We start from the raw sequence: 18982 nt of genomic DNA on the forward strand, positions 1-18982 counted from the left end.
ACCCGTAATCGGTTCACTTCATGCGCATCCACACGCCCCAACATGCTCTTGATCAGCGACAACGAAAAGACCTAACGAAGCACTACTAGCCCCAGTCCCGCCCCGTGCGGCCGCGCTTGGTCTCCGAGCGCTGCTTCTTCTCCCGCAGCCGGCGTTCGTTGATGCCGCGCGGGATGCGGGTCGGCTTGCGCGGCTTCGGCGGCGGCGCGGTGGCCTCCGCGAGAAGCGTGGCGAGGCGCACGGCGGCGGCCTCCCGGTTGCGCCACTGCGAGCGGTGCTCGGAGGCCCGTACGGACACCACCCCGTCGACGAGGCGGCCGGCCAGCCGGTGCAGCGCCCGCTCCTTCCACACCTGGGGGAGCGCCTCGGTGCGCGCGAGGTCGAAGCGCAGCTCCACCTGCGAGTCGCTGGTGTTGACGTGCTGTCCGCCGGGCCCGGAAGACCTGGAGAAACGCCAAATCAGCTCGGCCTCGGGAAGCGAGACGGAGCCACGGATGAGGTAAGGCCCGGACATGCATCCCATGTTCCCGGCCCGGCCCGGCTCACGTCATCCGGATTTCCGGCTCGGTAAAAAAGGTAAAGGGATCCGGAACCATCGGGACCCCCCTCGACGTTCTCCCGGGTGACGGTAGCTTCGTCGGCACAGATACACAGATATCAAGGGAAGGTACTCCCAACATGGCTGTAAGCCTGTCCAAGGGTGGCAACGTCTCGCTCACCAAGGAGGCCCCGGGCCTGACCGCCGTCACCGTCGGCCTCGGCTGGGACGTCCGCACCACCACCGGCACGGACTTCGACCTGGACGCCTCCGCCATCGCGGTCAACACGCAGGGCAAGGTCTACTCGGACGCCCACTTCGTGTTCTTCAACAACAAGCAGACCCCGGACAACACCATCGTCCACACCGGCGACAACCGCACGGGCGAGGGCGCGGGCGACGACGAGGCGATCAACGTCAACCTGGCCGGGCTCCCGGCCGACATCGACAAGGTCGTCTTCCCGGTCTCCATCTACGACGCCGAGAACCGCGGCCAGAACTTCGGCCAGGTCCGCAACGCCTACATCCGCATCCTCAACCAGGCCGGCGGCGCCGAGATCGCGCGCTACGACCTCTCGGAGGACGCGGCCACCGAGACGGCCATGGTCTTCGGCGAGCTGTACCGCAACGGCGCCGAGTGGAAGTTCCGCGCGGTGGGCCAGGGCTACGCCTCGGGCCTGGTCGGCATCGCCCAGGACTTCGGCGTCAACGTCTGACACCCGGTCGTACCGAGCGGACGCCCCGACTCCCGGCCGCCGCGGCCCCGGCCGCCGAGGCGCGGGGCGTCCGCGGTCACGGGCGGTCCGGCTTGCCGTCCCCGTACAGCCAGTCCTTCCAGATCCCGGTGAAGTCCTTGTGCGGGGCCTTCTTCTCCACGTACGCGGTGAAGTCGGCGGTGCTCGCGTTGCCGTGCCGGCGGGTGGCGGCCCAGCCCTGGACGATGTCGTAGAAGGTGTCGTCGCCGACCTTCTGCCGGATCTTCTGGAGGACCATCGCGCCACGCTGGTAGACGGGGGTGTCGGAGATGTGGGCCGCACTCGACGGTTTCGCCGGCGGGAAGGCCCACAGGGCCTCGTCGTCGCCGTCGTAGAGGTCCATGAAGGTCTCCTGGGCGCTCGGGCCGCCGAAGTCCTCCTGGTACAGCCACCACGCGTAGGTCGCGAAGCCCTCGTTGAGCCACATGTCCCGCCAGGACCGAGGGGTGATCGAGTCGCCGTACCACTGGTGGGCGAGTTCGTGCACGAGTGTTTCGGTGTCGAGCTGGTCGGCGGGGAAGACGGGCCGGTTCTGGGTCTCCAGGGCGTACCCGGCGTCGCCCGGCCGGTCGACGATCGCGCCGGCCGAGGAGAACGGGTACGGACCGAAGTTGGTCTCCTCCCAGTCGAGGATCTCGGGCAGCTTCGCGAGCACCTTCCCGCTCGCCTTCTCCTGGGTGGGGTCGACGGCGGTGAGGATCGGCAGCCCGTGCGGGCCCGTGGTGCGGGTGAGGCGGAAGTGGCCGACGGCGACCGTGGCGAGGTAGCTCGCCATGGGCTCGGCGGTGTGCCAGCGGTAGGTCGCGCGGCCGTCCTTGACGGACCGGCCCGCCAACTCCCCGTTGGAGACGGCCTGAAGACCTTCGGGGACGCTGACGGTGAGGTCGTAGGCGGCCTTGTCGGAGGGATGGTGGTTGCCCGGGAACCAGGCCATGGAGCCGGCGGGTTCCCCCAGGGCGAGGACACCGTCGGCGGTGGGCAGCCAGCCCTCCTCGGCACCGTCCAGGTCGGTGAGGGTGCGCGGGGTGCCCGAGTAGCGGACCGTCGCACGGAAGGTCTCGCCCTTGTCCAGGTCGTCGTGGGGGCGGACGGTGAGTTCCTGCCCTGCGCGGTTGAAGCGGGCCTTCCTGCCCTCGACGGTGACCGAGTCGACGTGCAGCCCGGCGAGGTCGAGGTCGAAGGCGGACAGGTCCCGGGTGGCCCGGGCGGTGATGACGGCCGTGCCGGTGAGACGGCGGGTGGCGGGGGTGTAGTCAAGGGTGAGGCCGTAGTGCCCCACGTCGTAACCGCCGTTGCCGGCCTTGGGGAAATACGGGTCGCGCAGGCCGGCGCCGCCTGGCGTGCCGTGCACTCCGCCGTCGCACGCGGTGCCGGTGAGGACGAGAGCGAGCAGGGCCGCGGCGGCCGGGACAAGGCGCACGGATCTGGACATGTCACTGATCCTATGTGCCGGGGCCGGCACCCGGGCGTGACACCATCTCTTCCGTGCTCGACATCGGCTACGCCCTCTCCAACCGCTTCCCGGACCCGCCGCAGACCGACTACCGCCGCGCGGACGTCCACGCGTTGCGGCACGACCTGTTCTGCGGTGACGTCTATCTCGCGGACACGAAGTCGGACCGGGAACTGTCCACAGCCTGGGGATGGGTGCCGGTGCTCGACTTCGCATGGGCGCTGTGCGACATCGTGGAGCGGCTCGACCGGGACCCGATGGGCTCCCGCGCCGCCCGGCCCCAGCGCGCGGAACTCGACTTCACCGAGTCCACCGACCGGATGCTCTTCGAGCGCCGCTTCGGCTGGGTCGACATCACCGCCGACTGGGTGCCGGCCGAGGAGTCCCCGCTGTCCTTCTCCCACGCCGAACTGCGCCGCGAGGCCCGCGACTTCCTGCACGACCTGATCGCGGACCTCACCGACCTCCACGAGGACCTCGCGGAGAACCCGGCCGTCTGGACCCTCCAGGCCCGCTTCCCGCGGGTCGGCTGACCGCACGCCCCTCGCCCGCTGCTCCGCCTCCCCTACTCCACCCGGATCCCCAGCTCCGCCGCCAGCACCGGCGCCAGGTCCAGCAGCTGACCGGTGCTGATCACCGCGCCGGACAGGCGGTCCAGTCCGCGGGTGATCTCCAGCGGAGCGGCGCCGCGCAGATCCACGTCCTTCAGCGTCGCGTTGCCGAAGTCGGCCCCCGTCAGCGCGCAGTCGGTGAACTCCACCCGCTCCAGCCGGGCACCCGCGAAGTCCGGCTCGACCAGCACGCACGACTCGAAGACGACGTCCGTCAGACGGGCCTCGCGGAGGTTCAGGAAGTCGATCTTCCCGCCCCGGACCACCACTCTCTCCAGCACGGCACCGTGCAGCTGGGTGCCGCCCAGCCGCGCGTCGACCAGCTCGACATCACGGAACGTGGACTCCGCCAGCTGCGTGCCCACGCCCCGCAGCCCGGTCAGGACCGAGTCCAGCACCCGCGCCCGGCCGAGCCCCGTCTCGTCCAGCACGCAGCCCGTCAGCGCGCAGTCCATGAACCGGGCACCCGCGCCGTCCTGTCCAGCCAGGTCCAGCCCCCGGAACTCCAGGCCGTCATAGTCGCCGTCCGGCTCCAGCCCGTCCCCGGCCCACGCCTCCAGGGCCGGCAGCCGCACCTCCGGCCGCCGCGCGCCCCGCACCGCTCCCCGGTCCGTGGACCGGCTCCCCATCGCTCGCCTCACCATGCGCCCATGCTGCACCCCGCCACTGACAATCCGCCCGAGCGGGCAGGGCACGGCCGCGGGACCGGCGATGTCACATTCCGGTCCGGCCGGGCGTCGTACACGGGGAGCAGGTGAACCGAACCCAGGGGAGACTCCATGCGCCACATCACCGTCATCGGCGGCGGCTTCGCCGGGCTCACCGCCGCGATCACCGCCGCCGAGGCCGGGGCCGAGGTCACCGTGTACGAGGCCCACCACACCCTGGGCGGGCGGGCCCGTACGGCGGAGGGACCGTACCGGACCGACGAGGGGCCGCACGCGCTCTACGCCGGCGGCCCGCACTGGATCTGGCTCCGGCAGCGGGACCTGCTCGGCCCCCTCGCCCCCCTGCCGCCCCTGGAGGCCGCCCGGCTGCGCCTGCGCCACCACGGCCGGCTCCGCCGCACCCCGCCCTTCGCCATGCTCAAGCTGCTGCGGCCCCGGCTCGGCCCGGCCCCCGTCGACACCGACTTCCTCGGCTGGGCGACCCGTGTCGCCGGCGAGGAGGGCGCCCGCGCGGCGGCCAACTACGCGGCCGTGGCCCTCTTCCACCACGACCCGGGCAGCCTGTCCGCGGCCTTCGTCCAGGAGCGCCTGCGCCGGGCCGCCAAACTGCCGCCGGAGGCGCACTACCCGCGCGGCGGCTGGGGCTCGGTCGTCGACCGGATGGCCGCACGGGCCTGGAACCTGGGCGTGCGGATCGAGACGGGGACCCGGGTGGACGACCTGCCCGACCGCACCCCGGTCGTCGTCGCCACCTCCCTGCCCGCCGCCCGGCGGCTCCTCCGCGACGACTCGCTGACCTGGCCCGGCGGCCGCACCCTCCTCGTCGACCTCGCCGTCCGCACCCGGCGCGGGGACGCCTTCGCCGTCTCCGACCTCGACGCGCCGGGCTGGATAGAGCGGTTCACCGCCCAGGACCCGTCGCTCGCACCGGCCGGGGAACAGCTGATCCAGGGGCAGGTGCCGCTCGCGCCCGGCGCGCCCCGGGCCGACGGCCTCGCCCGCGCCGAGGAGCTGCTCGACCTGGGGTTCCCGGGATGGCGGCAACGGGTGACCTGGCGGCAGGAGGCCGTGGCGGACGGCCGTACCGGGGCCGTGGACCCGCCGGGCAGCAGCTGGCGGGACCGGCCGGCCCTGGACCGCGGCGACGGGATCTACCTCGCCGGCGACCAGGTGGCCGCCCCGGGCGTGCTCGCCGAGGTGTCCTTCAACAGCGCGGTCACCGCGGTCTCCCTGATCCTCGGCCGCCCCGCCCTTGACCTCAAGCAGGCTTGAGGTCGGAGGCTGGGGTCACCGGACGCCGGCCGGCCGCGAGCCGGGGCGCAGAGCCACATCCCAGGGGGAGCCCATGCACGCCGTACGCCTGCACGCCTTCGGACCGGCCGGCCATCTGACCTACGAGGAGGTCGCGGACCCCGTCCCGGGCCCCGGCCAGGTACGGATCGCGGTCGCCGCCGCCGGGGTGCACCTGCTCGACGCGGCCCTGCGGGAGGGACACCAGGGCCCGGCGCCCGAGCCGCCCGTCCTGCCGACCGTGCCCGGCCGGGAGGTCGCCGGCGTCGTGGACGCGCTCGGCGACGGCGTGGACGCGATCTGGCTCGGCCGACGCGTCGTGGCCCACCTCGGCTTCGTGCCCGGCGGGTACGCCGAACTCGCCGTCACCGAGGTCGAACGGCTCCACGACATCCCGGAGAACCTGGACCCCGCCGCGGCCGTCGCCATGATCGGTACGGGTCGCACGGCACTGGGCATCGTGCAGTTCGCCGAGCCCGGACCGGACGACGTGGTCGTCGTACCGGCCGCCGCCGGCGGCATCGGCACCCTGCTCGTGCAGTACGCCGAGAACGCCGGCGCCACCGTGATCGGGCTCGCCGGCGGCCCCGGCAAGACCGCCCGGGTCCGCGCGAACGGCGCCGACCTCGCCGTCGACTACACCGTCCCCGACTGGCCCGCCGAGGTCCGCGCCCACCTCGGCGGCCGGCCCGCCACGATCGTCTACGACGGCGTCGGCGGCCCGATCGCCCGCGAGGCCGTCGCCCTGCTCGGCCCCGGCGGCCGCCACCTGGTCTTCGGCTGGACGGCGGAGGGCATCGGACAGGGCCGGGGCCACCTCGTGGACGGCGTCTCGCAGTCGGTGCTCGGCCCGGCGATGCTCCAGCGGGCCGGCGGTCTGCGCGCGTTGGAGCTGCGCGCCCTCGCCGAAGCCGCCCACGGCCGGCTGCGCCCGGCCGTCACCCGCTTCCCGCTCGCCGACGCGGCCGCCGCCCACCGGGCGCTGGAGCAGCGCGGCACGATCGGGAAGGTGGTGCTGGAACCCTGAGGGGACTGGTACCGCGGCACCGTCCGGCGCCGGCCGGTCACCACGGCCCCGGAACGCTGAGCAGCCCGCACCACGCCCCGGCCCGCCCCGGCCGGACACCCCCGCGCCGGGACCCTGAGGCCACCCGCACCACGGCCCGGCCTGCCCCGGCTGGTCACCCCGTGCCGGGATCCTGAGGCCACCCGCACCACGCCCCGGCCGGACACCACCGTGGCCCTGAAGCAACCCGTACCGCCCACCGGCCGGTCGCCGCCGGGACGGGTCAGTGTCGTCCCGCCACCCGGTCCGCCAGCTTCGCCAGCCGTGAGGACTCCACACCGGGGTGAAGGCGCTCCCGCCGGTCGGCGGTGCGGTAGGTGGCGTACATGCCCTGCACACCCAGCCAGCGCAGCGGCTCCGGCTCCCACCTGCGCACCTTGTGGTTCACCCACGGAAGGTCCGTCAGCTCCGTGCGGCCGCCCTGACCCGAGTCCTGCCGGACCAGATCGCGCAGGGTGCGCGCCGCCAGGTTGGCCGTGGCGACGCCGGAGCCGACGTAGCCGCCCGCCCAGCCGAGACCGGTGGAGCGGTCCAGGGTCACCGTGGCACACCAGTCGCGCGGCACGCCGAGCACACCGGACCAGGCGTGCTCGATCCGCACCCCCGCCAGCGCCGGGAAGAAACGGGTCAGGATCTCGCGCAGCGCCTCCACGGTCGCCGCCTGCGTCCGGCCGTCGTTGTCCGTGCGCGAACCGAAGCGGTACGGCACCCCGCGCCCGCCGAGCGCGATCCGCCCGTCCGCCGTCCGCTGGGCATACATGTAGGCGTGCGCCATGTCACCGAGGGTCTCCCGGCCCGCCCAGCCGATCGCCGCCCACTGCTCCTCGCCGAGCGGCTCGGTCGCGATCATCGACGAGTTCATCGGCAGCCAGGTCCGCCTCTGCCCCTTCAGGGAAGCGGTGAAGCCCTCGGTGCAGCGCAGGACGTACGGCGCCCGGACCGTGCCGTAGGGGGTGACCGCGTGCTTGGGACGGATCTCCGTCACCGGCGTGGACTCGTGGATCGTGACGCCCAGTGCCTCCACGGCCGCCGCGAGCCCCTTGACCAGCTTCACCGGGTGCAGCCGGGCCCCGTGCGGGGTCCAGGTCGAGCCGACCGCGTCCGCGATCCGGATGCGCTCGGCGGTCTCCCGCGCCCCGTACAGCTCCCGGTCCTTCTCCCCGTACGCCAGCTCGTGCTCGTGGAACGCCCTCAGCCGCGCCAACTGCGCGGGCGTCGTGGCCACTTCCAGGACACCGCCCTTGTGCACATCGGCGTCGACACCCTCCGCCTCGACCACCGCGATCACCTCGGCGACCGTGTCGTTCATCGCCTTCTGAAGCCGTACCGCCGCCTCGCGGCCGTGCAGCTTCGCGTACCGGTCCCGGCCCGCGATCCCGTTGTACAGCCAGCCGCCGTTGCGGCCGGACGCGCCGTACCCGCAGAACTTCTGCTCCAGCACGGTGATCCGCAGGAAGGGCGCCGCCTTCTTCAGGTAGTACGCCGTCCACAGGCCCGTGTACCCCCCGCCGACGATCACGACGTCCGCCGACGCGTCCCCCGACAGCGGCTCCCGCACCGCCGGAAGACCGTCGTCCGTGTACCAGAACGAGATGCCACCGTTGACGACACTGCTTGCCCAGCTGCTCATGGCCGGGACGTTAACCCCTGAGAGCGGCCAGTGTCTCCTTCGGATTCCATGCTTTTCCCCGCCCCCTGACCAGCGGATAACAGGCCAGACCGAGCAGCACGGCGACGAAATGACCGACATCGGTGAACGTCGGACCCGCGGCCAACGGCAACGCGAACACCACCAGCACCACGGACACGTAGCCGAACCGCCACGGCACCGCGATCCGGTAGCCGAGCACCGCGATCACCCCCGCCAGCGCGTAACTCACCCCGATGTCCAGCGTGTCCACCGCCGCGGCCGGAGCCACACCCTTGCGGATCGCCGCCAGCAGCATGGACTCGCTGATCAGCGAGGCCAGAACATGGGCCGTCGCGCACACCGCCAGCCAGCGCGCCGTCCCCAGCCAGCGCTCGGCCGACGCGTGGAACACGGTGTAGAGGAAGGCGTACGGCAGCCAGTGCCCGCTCTCGATCCACATCGCGCTCGTCACCAGCACGCGCACGGGACTGCGCGACAGCTCATGGATGTTCGTCGACCGGTGCCGCAGGAAGTGCTCCTCGAACTCCGCCGGCATGAGATGCAGCGCCACCGTCGTGACCAACAGGATCCCGAGCCACACGTACGTGCCGGGAGCGCCGAGGACGTACGCCCACGCCGCCCTCGGACCCCGGACAATTCGCATGCCCCGATTCACGCACGCCGGTACCGCCCGCCCCGTGATCGACATCCCCGGAGAGCCGGCCGGGCCGCCCGGGCCGGGCCCCACCGACCGGGGCCGCCCACCGGCCGACATGAGAAAGCCCAGGCAAGGACAGGTCCCGCCTGGGCCGAGGAGCCCCCTGTCGGATTCGAACCGACGACCTTCGCTTTACAAGAGCGGCGCTCTGACCAGCTGAGCTAAGGAGGCACTCACGCATGGCAACGCATGCGCGAAAGCGGCTCCACTGTACACAGGGCCCGTCTCCCCAGGCCACGAAGTTCCACACTCCAAGCGGAAGCCCCGTGCGGGCCAGAAGCCGGCCGCTTTCGCCCGCCAGGGAATTTCCGCGAAGGTCACAGGGGTAGAAGTGCTGACAGAGCGAGTGAACGGCAGGTACCGTCCTGAGCCAGTTCACCTGTGTGGACTACACCAACCACCTTCCTACAACGGATCGTCCGGCACGTTCCTGCCGGTAGAAGGGGGCCCATCACCATGGCCACTGTCACGTTCGACAAGGCGACCCGGATCTACCCGGGTTCCACCAAGCCCGCCGTCGACGCGCTCGACATCGCGATCGAGGACGGCGAGTTCCTCGTCCTGGTCGGACCGTCGGGCTGCGGAAAGTCCACCTCGCTGCGCATGCTCGCCGGCCTGGAGGACGTCAACGGCGGCGCCATCCGCATCGGCGACCGCGACGTCACGCACCTGCCGCCCAAGGACCGGGACATCGCCATGGTGTTCCAGAACTACGCGCTCTACCCGCACATGACCGTCGCCGACAACATGGGCTTCGCGCTCAAGATCGCCGGCGTCAACAAGGCGGAGATCCGGCAGAAGGTCGAGGAGGCCGCGAAGATCCTCGACCTCACCGAGTACCTGGACCGCAAGCCGAAGGCGCTCTCCGGCGGTCAGCGCCAGCGTGTCGCCATGGGCCGCGCGATCGTCCGCGAGCCGCAGGTCTTCCTCATGGACGAGCCGCTGTCCAACCTGGACGCCAAGCTCCGTGTGTCGACGCGCACGCAGATCGCGTCCCTCCAGCGCCGCCTCGGGATCACCACCGTCTACGTCACCCACGACCAGGTCGAGGCCATGACGATGGGCGACCGCGTGGCGGTCCTCAAGGACGGTCTGCTCCAGCAGGTCGACTCCCCGCGGAACATGTACGACAAGCCCGCGAACCTCTTCGTCGCCGGCTTCATCGGCTCCCCCGCCATGAACCTGGTCGAGGTCCCGATCACCGACGGCGGCGTGAAGTTCGGCAACAGCGTCGTCCCCGTCAACCGGGAGGCCCTGAAGGCCGCCGCCGACAAGGGTGACCGTACGGTGACCGTCGGCGTCCGTCCCGAGCACTTCGACGTGGTCGAGCTGGGCGGCTCCGTCGCGGCCTCCCTCTCCAAGGACGCTGCCGACGCCCCGGCCGGCCTCGCCGTCTCCGTGAACGTCGTCGAGGAGCTGGGCGCCGACGGCTACGTGTACGGCACCGCCGAGGTCAGCGGCGAGGTCAAGGACCTGGTCGTCCGCGTCAACGGCCGCCAGGTGCCGGAGAAGGGCTCCACGCTGCACGTCGTGCCGCGGCCGGGCGAGACCCACGTGTTCTCCACGTCCACGGGCGAGCGGCTGTCCGACTGACCCGTCCGACGACAGGGCCCCGCGGTCTGACCGCGGGGCCCTTCGCTTGGGTGCGGATACCCCGGCACAGCGATCATTTCGGGCGCCGGCCGTCAACCCATTACCCAGAAAGCGGCGCGTTCTCATCCCCCATAAGAGTGACTCATTGTCTTCGCGTCATTACCGGGCGCTACCCTCACACGCGTGAAGCACTCCACCACCCCACAGACGCGACGCAGCCATCGGGGCGGCCCTGCCCGCCGGATCGGCCGCACTCTCGCCCTCGTCCTGCCCGTCGTCATGGTGCTCTCCGGGACCCTCGCGGTCACCCGGGTCAACTGGACGGGGAATCCCGCCGGCTCGGTGCTGACCGCCTCCGACGTCTCGGCGGCGGAGGCCCCCTCCAGGACGGCCGCCCGCGCCCCGCAGGACGTGCTCCGCGACCAGCTGATGACCGAACTCCAGGACAAGGACCCCGGCGCGGTGCTCACCCACCTCCAGCGGGCCGTCAACGGGCACCCGTCGCTGGCCCGGCACTGCTCCTCCATCGCCCGCGCCCTCGGCACGGCAGCGGTGCGCATCTACGGCGCCTCGCGCGCCCAGTCGTACGCCCGCCCGGTGTGTGACACGGCCTTCGCCTCGGGCGTCCTGGCCGCGCACAGCTGAGGCGGAGACCAAGACGGCGGCTCCCGACGAGCACACTGCCGCCGACATCCCGCGCAGGGGCGCCACGTAAAGTGCGGTCATGACCCATCCGAACGCCGCGTCGCGCCCCACTCAAGCCGTGGTCCTGGCCGGTGGCCAAGGCTCCCGGCTGCGTCCGTACACCGACGACCGGCCAAAGCCGATGGTCGAGATCCCCGGCACGGGCACTCCGATCATCGGCCACCAGCTCACCTGGCTCGCCGAGGAAGGTGTGACGGACGTGGTGGTCTCCTGTGGCCACCTCGCCGACGTGCTGCAGAAGTGGCTGGACTCGGCCGACCTGCCCGTCTCCGTCACCACCGTCGTGGAGAGCGAGCCCCTCGGCCGCGGAGGCGGACTGCGGTACGCGGCCGCGCATCTGCCCCACCCCGACCGGCCCTGGTACGCCACGAACGGCGACATCTGGACGCGGTTCTCCCTGCGGGACATGGCCGACTTCCACGCCGAGCGGGACGCGGTCGCGACCCTGGCGCTGGCCCGTCCGCGGATCCCGTGGGGGGCCGTGCAGACCGACGGGTTCGGGCACATCACCGACTTCATCGAGGCGCCGCCGTCGACGTTCGAGATCAACGCGGGCGTGTACGTGTTCTCGCCCGAGTTCGCCTCCCTGCTGCCCGAGCGCGGGGACCACGAGCGGACCACGTTCCCCCGGCTGGCCCGGGAGAAGAAGCTCGCCGGGTTCCCGATCCCGCAGGGTGCGTACTGGCGGGCCATCGACACCGCGAAGGACCTGACCGAGGCGGCCAAGGAACTGGCGGCACTCGGCCGCTGAGCGTTCCGCCGGACCGGCGCGTGCCGTGTGCGGGCACGCGGTGACCGGTCGGCCGACCACGACGCCCAGGAAGCCGGCGGCACTCGGCCGCTGAGCGTTCCGCCGGACCGGCGCGTGCCGTGTGCTGCGGCGAACCGCGGACCGACACACGGCCCGCGCCTCCCCGGGTCGGCGTTCCCGGCACCTCGGATCGGCGTTCCCGGCACCCCCGGGCCGGCTTTCCCGGCGCGCGTTCGAAGGGCCCCGTACCTCTCCCGGTACGGGGCCCTCTGCCGCTCGGGGGCCGGTCAGCCCAGGAGGCCGCCCACCAGGCCCGGCTGGCCGGTGGACGTGCTGCCGCCGGAGCCGGTGGTGCCGCCGCCCGTGGTGGACGTACCGCCGCCCGCCGAGGTGGCGCCGCCCGTGCTCGTCGGGCCCGCCGTCGTGCTCGGGGCGCCGCCCGTGGGGGCCGACTGCCGGGGCGGGACCTGGCCCGTGGTGCCCTGGGTCTGGCTGGGCGTCGTGGTGGTGGCGCCGGTGCTGCGGCTCGCGCCCGGGGTCGTCGCCGCACCGGACGGGCTGGCGCCGGCCGTGGCACCGCCCGTCGGCGAGGTGGAGGCCGCCGGGCTCTCCTTGTGCCGCGTGCCGGGCTGCTGCGGGAGCGGGGAGCCGGGGAGCTGGTTGCGGGGGGCCTCGCCGGGGCCGGGGACGACCACGCGGCTGGAGTCGCGGACCGCGCCGCCCAGCAGGGAGCCGACGAGCAGGGTCAGGCCGACCGTGATGACGGTGATCAGCGCGCCGCGGCGCAGGACGAAGCGGCGCAGCTCCCAGATGTCGGAGCGGGGGCCGAGCCGGCGCCAGGCGCTGCCCGCGAGACGGCCGTCCACGGAGTAGACCGGGGCGCCGGCGATGATCAGCGGGGACCAGGCAGCGAGGTAGATGATGTCAGGGGCGTCGTAGGCCGGGACCGTCTTCCAGCTCACGGTGACGATCAGGGCGGCCGAGAGCAGGGCGCCGACGACCGCGGCCACCCGCTGCCAGCAGCCCAGGACGGTCAGGACGCCGACGACGACCTGGAGGAAGGCGATGACCAGGCCGGAGCCGACCGGGTGGTGCAGGGCGAACTGGCGCAGCGGCTCGGCGACGTCCCAGGGGTGGAGGGTGTTGAGCCACTTGACCATGGAGCCGCGCTTGCCGCCGTCGAAGTAGACGGGGTCGCACAGCTTGCCCATGCCGGCGTAGATGGAGATGAAGCCGAGGAAGATGCGCAACGGGAGGAGGACGACCCCGAGGTTCATCCGGCGGCCGGGGTAGTAGGCGTGCCGGGCCGGGTCGTCGCCCTGGCGCCTGGCGGTGCGCGCTCCGTCGGTGTCCGGGCCGGAGTCGGCGGCGGCGTCGGCGTCGGCGTCGATGTCGGCCGGGTACGTGTCGTACGGCTCGTAGGAGGCGTAGGGGGCGTCGGCGTAGGACGGTTCGTCGTAGGCGCCGGTGACCGTGCGCATGTGCGGCAGCAGGCGGGTGCCGTCGGCGTCGGGAGCGGTGCGCTGATGGCCGACGAGCGGGGTCTCGACGGTCTGGTCGAGTACGTCGTAGGTGTCGGCGTAGCCCGTCTGGACGCGTGGGATGACCTGGGTGGCGCCGGCCTCGGACTCTTCGGCGTGGCGGACGCTGCTGCCCCGTACGGCCTGGAGGAGCCGGTGGGCGCCGGTGTCGTCGGGGGCGGACTTGCCGCTCCACACGACGGGACGGCGGCGGCCGGCGGCGCCTGCCCGGCCCGCGGTGCCCATGACGGGCAGCCGGGCGGCGTCCTGGCCGACGCTCAGGTGTCTGGCGATCCGCGGGGATTGGGTTCCCCTCGCCGTCGCGCCCAGCTGCACGCGGAAGCTGGCGTGATTGACGATGACCTGCGCCGGATCGCTCGGCACCTTCACCATGCTCAGCGCGGGAGCGTCGTCGAATCCCGACGAGCGGTCCCCCGTGGGTGTGCGGGGTGTTCTGGTGTCCACACTCTTCTAACCGAGTGACGTGGCGTTAGGACACTGCTTCCACCGGCCGGATGTGTCCGGACCCCGTCAAAGCCGCCCGGGACGCCATATGGACGCCTGAAATACCCCGCAAGGGCGAAGTTCCGGACGGGCGTTCGGGCCCGTCCGGACCCTTGTTCAGCTCCGCCTGCGCGCCGCCTCGTACAGCACGATGCCCGCGGCCACACCGGCGTTGAGCGACTCGGCGCCGCCCGGCATCGGGATGCGCACGCGGAAGTCGCAGGTCTCGCCGACCAGGCGGGACAGGCCCTTGCCCTCGCTGCCGACGACGATGACGACCGGGCCGCCCAGCGCCTGGAGGTCGCCGAGTTCGGCCTCGCCGTCCGCGGCCAGGCCGACGACCGTGATGCCGGCCTTCTTGTAGGCCTCCAGGGTCCGGGTGAGGTTGGTGGCGCGGGCGACCGGCGTGCGGGCGGCCGTGCCGGCGGAGGTCTTCCAGGCGCCGGCGGTCATGCCGGCCGAGCGGCGCTCGGGGACGACGACACCGTGGCCGCCGAAGGCGGAGACGGAGCGGACGACGGCGCCGAGGTTGCGCGGGTCGGTGACGCCGTCGAGGGCGACGATCAGCGGGTCGGCGCCCTCGTCGTAGGCGGCGTCGGCGAGGTCCTCGGGGTGCGCGTACTCGTACGGCGGGACCTGGAGGACGAGGCCCTGGTGGTTCAGGCCGTTCGTCATGCGGTCCAGCTCGGGGCGCGGGGCCTCCATGAGGTTGATGCCGCCGCGTTCGGCGGCGAGCTGCAGGGCCTCGCGGACGCGCTCGTCGTTGTCGATGAACTGCTGGACGTACAGCGTCGAGGCGGGCACGCCCTCGCGGAGTGCCTCGACGACCGGGTTGCGGCCGACGACCATCTCGGAGGCGGACTTGCCGCCCCGGCCGCGGACCACGGGGCGGCGCGCGGCCTGCTTGGCCTTGGCGGTGGCGATGCGGTTCTTCTTGTGTCCCTTGCGCATCTCGGCCGGCGGGGTCGGGCCCTTGCCCTCCAGACCCTTGCGCCGCTGGCCGCCACTGCCGACCTGCGCGCCCTTCTTGCCGGACATGCGACGGTTGTTCGCGGCCATGACCTACCTGTCTCTGTGATGCGTTCGGATGTCTACGTCTATGCAGTGTGCCGCCCGGAGGTCCGGGCGGCACAATCGATCACCGGATCGAAGGGGGTCTCAGCGTGCGCCGAGGCTCCAGCGCGGGCCCTGCGGGCTGTCCTCGATGACCAGGCCGGCCTGGCCGAGCTGGTCGCGGATGGCGTCGGCGGTGGCCCAGTCCTTGCGGGCGCGGGCGGACTCGCGCTGGTCGAGGACGAGCCGGACGAGGCTGTCGACCACGCCGTTCAGGTCCTCGCCCCGGTCCGCCTCGCCGGCCCAGTGCGGGTCGAGCGGGTCGAGCCCGAGGACGCCGAGCATGGCGCGCACCTCGGCGAGCCGGGCGACGGCGGCTTCCTTGTCGTCGGCGGCCAGCGCGCTGTTGCCCTGCCGGACGGTGGTGTGCACGACGGCGAGGGCCTGCGGTACGCCCAGGTCGTCGTCCATCGCCTCGGCGAAGGCGGGCGGGACCTCGGCGGCCGGGTCGACGGTCTTCCCGGCCAGCTCGGTGACGCGCTGGACGAAGCCCTCGATCCGCGCGAACGCGGACTCGGCCTCGCGCAGCGACTCCTCGCTGTACTCGATCATCGAGCGGTAGTGCGGGGTGCCGAGGTAGTAGCGCAGGACGACGGGGCGCCATTGCTTGACCATCTCGCCGACCAGGACGCTGTTGCCGAGCGACTTGGACATCTTGTCGCCGGCCATGGTGACCCAGGCGTTGTGCACCCAGTACTGGGCGAAGTCGTCACCGTAGGCCTTGGCCTGGGCGATCTCGTTCTCGTGGTGCGGGAAGATCAGGTCGAGGCCGCCGCCGTGGATGTCGAAGGCGGTGCCCAGGTACTTGTGGGCCATCGCCGAGCACTCCAGGTGCCAGCCGGGGCGGCCGGGGCCCCACGGGGTCGGCCAGCTCGGCTCGCCCGGCTTGGCGGACTTCCACAGGGCGAAGTCGCGGAGGTCGCGCTTGCCGGTCTCGCCCTCGGCGGACGGCTGGAGCAGGTTGTCCAGCTCCTGCCGGGACAGCTGGAGGTAGCCGGGGAAGGAGCGCACGTCGAAGTAGACGTTGCCGTCGGCCTCGTAGGCGTGGCCGCGCTCGATCAGGCCCTGCATCATCTCGATCATCTCGGTGATGTGGCCGGTGGCGCGCGGCTCGTACGTGACCGGCAGGCAACCGAGCGCGTCGTAGCCCTCGTTGAAGGCGCGCTCGTTCTCGTAGCCGATCGACCACCAGGGCCGGTTCTGCTCGCGGCTCTTGGTGATGATCTTGTCGTCGATGTCGGTGACGTTGCGGACGAACGTCACCTCGTAGCCGCGGTACGCGAACCAGCGGCGCATGATGTCGAAGTTGAGGCCCGAGCGGATGTGGCCGATGTGCGGGGCCGCCTGCACCGTGGCGCCACACAGGTAGATCGAGACGCAGCCCGGCTTGAGCGGGGTGAAGTCACGGATCTGCCGGGCGCTGGTGTCGTACAGGCGAATAGTCACCACTCCAGGGTAGTGGGCGCAGGGGAGTGCCTCACGCCCTTACCCGCAATGCCGCGGCCTCAGAGCCGCCCGACGACCTTCCGCGGGGTGATCCGCACGACGACCCGCTGGGCGTCGTCCTTCGACGCCGGGTTGAACTCCGCGTACGGCTTGCCCGTGTACTTCAGGCTCAGCTCGTCGATCAGCTCCGCGCCGCCCTCGGTGGTCAGGGTGGCGGTGCCGCGGATCTCCGCGTAGGTGTAGGGCGCGTCGAAGGGCTGGACGAGGACCGTCACGCGGGGGTCGCGGCGCAGGTTCCGCTCCTTTCGGCGCCCGATCGTCGTGGAGAAGAGGATGTCGTCGCCGTCCCGCGCCACCCAGACCGGGGACAGCTGCGGGCTGCCGTCGGGCTGGATGGTGCCGACGATGATGAACACCGGGGTGTCGAGCAGGGACTTGAGGTCGTCGGACAGGGCCGCGGACATGGATACCTCCGGAGGAGCAAGACCTTCGATCACACTCCGCGTACCCTCGCACGCTCCCGGTGTATCCGCATCAGCGCCGCGCGAGGCCCGCCCCTCAGCCCGCCGTGCGCACCACCAGCGCCGTCGCGATCGCCATCAGGCCTTCCTCCCGGCCCGGGAAGCCGAGGCCGTCGGTCGTCGCCCCGGAGACGGACACCGGGGCGCCGGCCGCCTCGGAGAGGATCTTCTGCGCCTCGTCTCGGCGCTTGCCGATCTTCGGGCGGGGGCCGACCACCTGGACGGCGACGTTGCCGACGGCGAAGCCCGCCTCGCGCACGATCCGGGCGGCCTCGGTGAGCAGGGTGACCCCGGAGGCACCGGACCACTCGGGGCGGCCGGTCCCGAAGTGCTGACCCAGGTCACCGAGCCCGGCGGCGGAGAAGAGCGCGTTGCAGGCCGCGTGGGCGACGACGTCGGCGTCGGAGTGACCGGCCAGACCGGGCCCCTCCCCCTCCCACTTCAGGCCCGCGCACCACAGTTCGCGGCCCTCCTCGAAGGCGTGGATGTCGGTGCCGATGCCGACCCGGGGGAGCGCGAAGGGGAGGTCAGAAGCCATCGTTCAGCCTCCTGCGGGCCAGGACCGCCTCGGCGAGGACCAGGTCCAGGGGGCGGGTGACCTTGAAGGCCTCCTCGTGGCCGGGGACGGCCACGACGGTCAGCCCCAGCTGCTCCACCATGCTCGCGTCGTCGGTGACGTCCCCGGTGACGGTCTCGTGGGCGCGGAGCAGGGTCTCCCGGTCGAAGCCCTGCGGCGTCTGGACGGCGCGCAGCCGGGCCCGCTCCGGGGTGGCGACGACCGGCTCCGGGGCCCCGGCCACGGTTGCGGGCTCGACCTCCTTGACCGTGTCGGCCAGCGGCAGCGCGGGCACCACCGCGGGGGCGCCGTCGCGTACGGCCTCGATGACCGCGTCGACCGTGTCGACGGGGACGAGCGGGCGGGCCGCGTCGTGCACCAGGACGGTCCCGTACTGCGGCGGCAGGGCGTCCAGGCCGAGCCGGACCGACTCCTGGCGGGACTCCCCGCCGGGGACGACCAGGAAGTCCGTTCGGTCGGGCAGCGCGTGCGCGTCGAGCAGGGACTTCACCTCGGCGGCGCCGTCCGGCGGGGCCACGACGACGACCAGTGAGACATGGCGTGACGCGGCGAGGGCGCGGACCGCGTGGATGAGCATGGGCGTGCCGTTCAGGGCGCGGAGCGCCTTGGGGGCGCCCGGCCCGAGGCGCACGCCCCGGCCGGCGGCGGGAATCACGGCGGCGACGGGGTTCTGCGCGGGCGTGGGGCGCGATTCGTCAGACATCGGATCCTGTCAGGTTTGTGTGCTCGACCTACGTGGGTATGGCCTGGAGGAGTGCCGGGCGCGACGCCCCGACCGGACCCTTTCCGTGACCCTGGTCGAGCCATCCGCCCGGGCCCGGCACCTCAAGTATCAGGGGGTTGATCCAGAGTTTTCCCGGAGAACACCCGCTGCGGGGGTGCCGCAGTCCGCGGGGACGAACATGCCGCAGCGCCCGGCGACAGGATCAGTGTCATCGGGCACCGCGGCATTTCACTGTGCTGAGCGTGCCGGAAGCGATGGTTCGCTGCCGCTGCGCGTCAGGAGGCGAGCACCTCGTCGAGCAGGGCCTCGGCCTTGTCCTCGTTCGTGTTCTCCGCGAGAGCCAGCTCGCTCACCAGGATCTGGCGGGCCTTGGCGAGCATGCGCTTCTCACCGGCGGACAGTCCGCGCTCGCGCTCGCGACGCCACAGGTCGCGCACGACTTCCGCAACCTTGATGACATCGCCGGAGGCGAGCTTCTCCAGGTTTGCCTTGTAGCGACGGGACCAGTTCGTGGGCTCCTCGGCATACGGTGCGCGCAGCACCTCGAAGACACGGTCCAGTCCATCCTGACCGACCACATCACGCACGCCGACGAACTCCGCATTGTCCGCTGGCACACGTACCGTCAGGTCACCCTGGGCGACCTTCAGCACCAAGTAGGTCTTGTCCACGCCTTTGATCTGGCGAGTTTCGATGGCCTCGATCAGCGCGGCCCCGTGATGGGGATAGACCACGGTGTCGCCAACCTTGAACGTCATGTGACAGGTACCCCTTCCGTGGCTATCCAGGGTAACACGGA

19 protein-coding genes and 1 tRNA gene are annotated in these 18982 nt (G+C 72.2%); 7 read left to right on the top strand and 13 right to left on the bottom strand.

All coding sequences use genetic code 11. From position 1 onward, the window contains the following. Nucleotides 1-85: 85 nt before the first annotated feature. Nucleotides 86-523, bottom strand: a complete 438-nt coding sequence (gene arfB, locus JK361_RS33430; RefSeq protein ID WP_201825556.1) for an alternative ribosome rescue aminoacyl-tRNA hydrolase ArfB — start codon at nt 521-523, stop codon at nt 86-88. Between the two features lie 155 nt (nt 524-678). On the opposite strand from arfB, the gene JK361_RS33435 reads away from it, so the two are divergent. Continuing rightward, on the top strand, nt 679-1254 hold the full coding sequence (locus tag JK361_RS33435; RefSeq protein WP_201825559.1) for a TerD family protein: 576 nt from the start codon (nt 679-681) through the stop codon (nt 1252-1254). Nucleotides 1255-1330: 76 nt separating this feature from the next. On the opposite strand, the gene JK361_RS33440 is transcribed toward JK361_RS33435, so the two are convergent. Beyond that, complete coding sequence (locus JK361_RS33440; protein WP_201825562.1) at nt 1331-2725, bottom strand: M1 family metallopeptidase; 1395 nt, start codon at nt 2723-2725, stop codon at nt 1331-1333. Between the two features lie 53 nt (nt 2726-2778). Between JK361_RS33440 and JK361_RS33445 the strand changes: the two genes are divergently transcribed. Then, the gene (locus JK361_RS33445; protein ID WP_201825565.1) at nt 2779-3279 is read left to right on the top strand and encodes a hypothetical protein; all 501 of its coding nucleotides are present in this window, start codon (nt 2779-2781) and stop codon (nt 3277-3279) included. A gap of 32 nt (nt 3280-3311) precedes the next feature. Here the strand turns inward: JK361_RS33445 and JK361_RS33450 are convergent, their stop codons facing one another. Beyond that, nucleotides 3312-4001: a pentapeptide repeat-containing protein gene (locus tag JK361_RS33450; RefSeq protein WP_201825567.1), complete on the bottom strand. Its 690-nt coding sequence runs from the start codon at nt 3999-4001 to the stop codon at nt 3312-3314. 135 nt (nt 4002-4136) lie between these two features. On the opposite strand from JK361_RS33450, the gene JK361_RS33455 reads away from it, so the two are divergent. After that, a complete protein-coding gene (locus JK361_RS33455) occupies nt 4137-5297 on the top strand; it encodes an FAD-dependent oxidoreductase (protein WP_201825569.1) in 1161 nt (386 codons plus the stop codon). Nucleotides 5298-5370: 73 nt separating this feature from the next. Next, complete coding sequence (locus JK361_RS33460) at nt 5371-6342, top strand: zinc-binding dehydrogenase (protein ID WP_201825571.1); 972 nt, start codon at nt 5371-5373, stop codon at nt 6340-6342. 262 nt (nt 6343-6604) lie between these two features. Here the strand turns inward: JK361_RS33460 and JK361_RS33465 are convergent, their stop codons facing one another. The 3 genes from JK361_RS33465 to JK361_RS33475 all read right to left on the bottom strand — a co-directional run bounded on the left by JK361_RS33465 (nt 6605) and on the right by JK361_RS33475 (nt 8900). Beyond that, nucleotides 6605-8011, bottom strand: coding sequence for an NAD(P)/FAD-dependent oxidoreductase (locus tag JK361_RS33465; RefSeq protein ID WP_201825574.1), 1407 nt, complete (start codon nt 8009-8011; stop codon nt 6605-6607). 10 nt (nt 8012-8021) lie between these two features. Then, complete coding sequence (locus JK361_RS33470; protein ID WP_201825576.1) at nt 8022-8675, bottom strand: rhomboid-like protein; 654 nt, start codon at nt 8673-8675, stop codon at nt 8022-8024. 151 nt (nt 8676-8826) lie between these two features. After that, nucleotides 8827-8900 (bottom strand) — tRNA-Thr (locus tag JK361_RS33475). Between the two features lie 285 nt (nt 8901-9185). Here JK361_RS33475 and JK361_RS33480 point away from each other — a divergent pair. The 3 genes from JK361_RS33480 (at nt 9186) to JK361_RS33490 (ending at nt 11778) form a co-directional block, all read left to right on the top strand. Then, nucleotides 9186-10322 carry an ABC transporter ATP-binding protein gene (locus JK361_RS33480; RefSeq protein WP_201825579.1) on the top strand — a complete coding sequence of 379 codons (1137 nt, stop codon included), beginning with the start codon at nt 9186-9188 and terminating at the stop codon, nt 10320-10322. 183 nt (nt 10323-10505) lie between these two features. Then, the gene (locus tag JK361_RS33485) at nt 10506-10967 is read left to right on the top strand and encodes a hypothetical protein (RefSeq protein ID WP_201825582.1); all 462 of its coding nucleotides are present in this window, start codon (nt 10506-10508) and stop codon (nt 10965-10967) included. A gap of 79 nt (nt 10968-11046) precedes the next feature. Continuing rightward, nucleotides 11047-11778: a nucleotidyltransferase family protein gene (locus JK361_RS33490; protein ID WP_201825584.1), complete on the top strand. Its 732-nt coding sequence runs from the start codon at nt 11047-11049 to the stop codon at nt 11776-11778. 287 nt (nt 11779-12065) lie between these two features. Here JK361_RS33490 and JK361_RS33495 read toward each other — a convergent pair whose 3' ends face one another. The 7 genes from JK361_RS33495 to JK361_RS33525 all read right to left on the bottom strand — a co-directional run bounded on the left by JK361_RS33495 (nt 12066) and on the right by JK361_RS33525 (nt 18941). Continuing rightward, the gene (locus JK361_RS33495) at nt 12066-13763 is read right to left on the bottom strand and encodes a DoxX family membrane protein (protein WP_201825587.1); all 1698 of its coding nucleotides are present in this window, start codon (nt 13761-13763) and stop codon (nt 12066-12068) included. Nucleotides 13764-13919: 156 nt separating this feature from the next. Then, on the bottom strand, nt 13920-14861 hold the full coding sequence (rlmB, locus tag JK361_RS33500) for a 23S rRNA (guanosine(2251)-2'-O)-methyltransferase RlmB (protein WP_201825590.1): 942 nt from the start codon (nt 14859-14861) through the stop codon (nt 13920-13922). A gap of 99 nt (nt 14862-14960) precedes the next feature. Further along, nucleotides 14961-16361: a cysteine--tRNA ligase gene (cysS, locus tag JK361_RS33505; protein WP_201825592.1), complete on the bottom strand. Its 1401-nt coding sequence runs from the start codon at nt 16359-16361 to the stop codon at nt 14961-14963. Nucleotides 16362-16420: 59 nt separating this feature from the next. Next, nucleotides 16421-16825 (bottom strand): PPOX class F420-dependent oxidoreductase, encoded by a 405-nt coding sequence (locus tag JK361_RS33510; RefSeq protein WP_201825594.1) that lies wholly within the window; start codon nt 16823-16825, stop codon nt 16421-16423. A gap of 94 nt (nt 16826-16919) precedes the next feature. Beyond that, nucleotides 16920-17420 (bottom strand): 2-C-methyl-D-erythritol 2,4-cyclodiphosphate synthase, encoded by a 501-nt coding sequence (gene ispF / locus JK361_RS33515; protein ID WP_201825596.1) that lies wholly within the window; start codon nt 17418-17420, stop codon nt 16920-16922. Further along, entirely contained in the window at nt 17410-18162 is a 753-nt protein-coding gene (gene ispD, locus JK361_RS33520; protein ID WP_201825598.1) for a 2-C-methyl-D-erythritol 4-phosphate cytidylyltransferase, read from the bottom strand. Before ispD ends, ispF begins: the two co-directional genes overlap by 11 nt. 296 nt (nt 18163-18458) lie before the next feature. Continuing rightward, the gene (locus JK361_RS33525) at nt 18459-18941 is read right to left on the bottom strand and encodes a CarD family transcriptional regulator (RefSeq protein WP_003953493.1); all 483 of its coding nucleotides are present in this window, start codon (nt 18939-18941) and stop codon (nt 18459-18461) included. Between the last annotated feature and the right edge of the window lie 41 nt (nt 18942-18982).

It is taken from the genome of Streptomyces musisoli (assembly GCF_016741855.1).
GTDB lineage: Bacteria > Actinomycetota > Actinomycetes > Streptomycetales > Streptomycetaceae > Streptomyces > Streptomyces musisoli.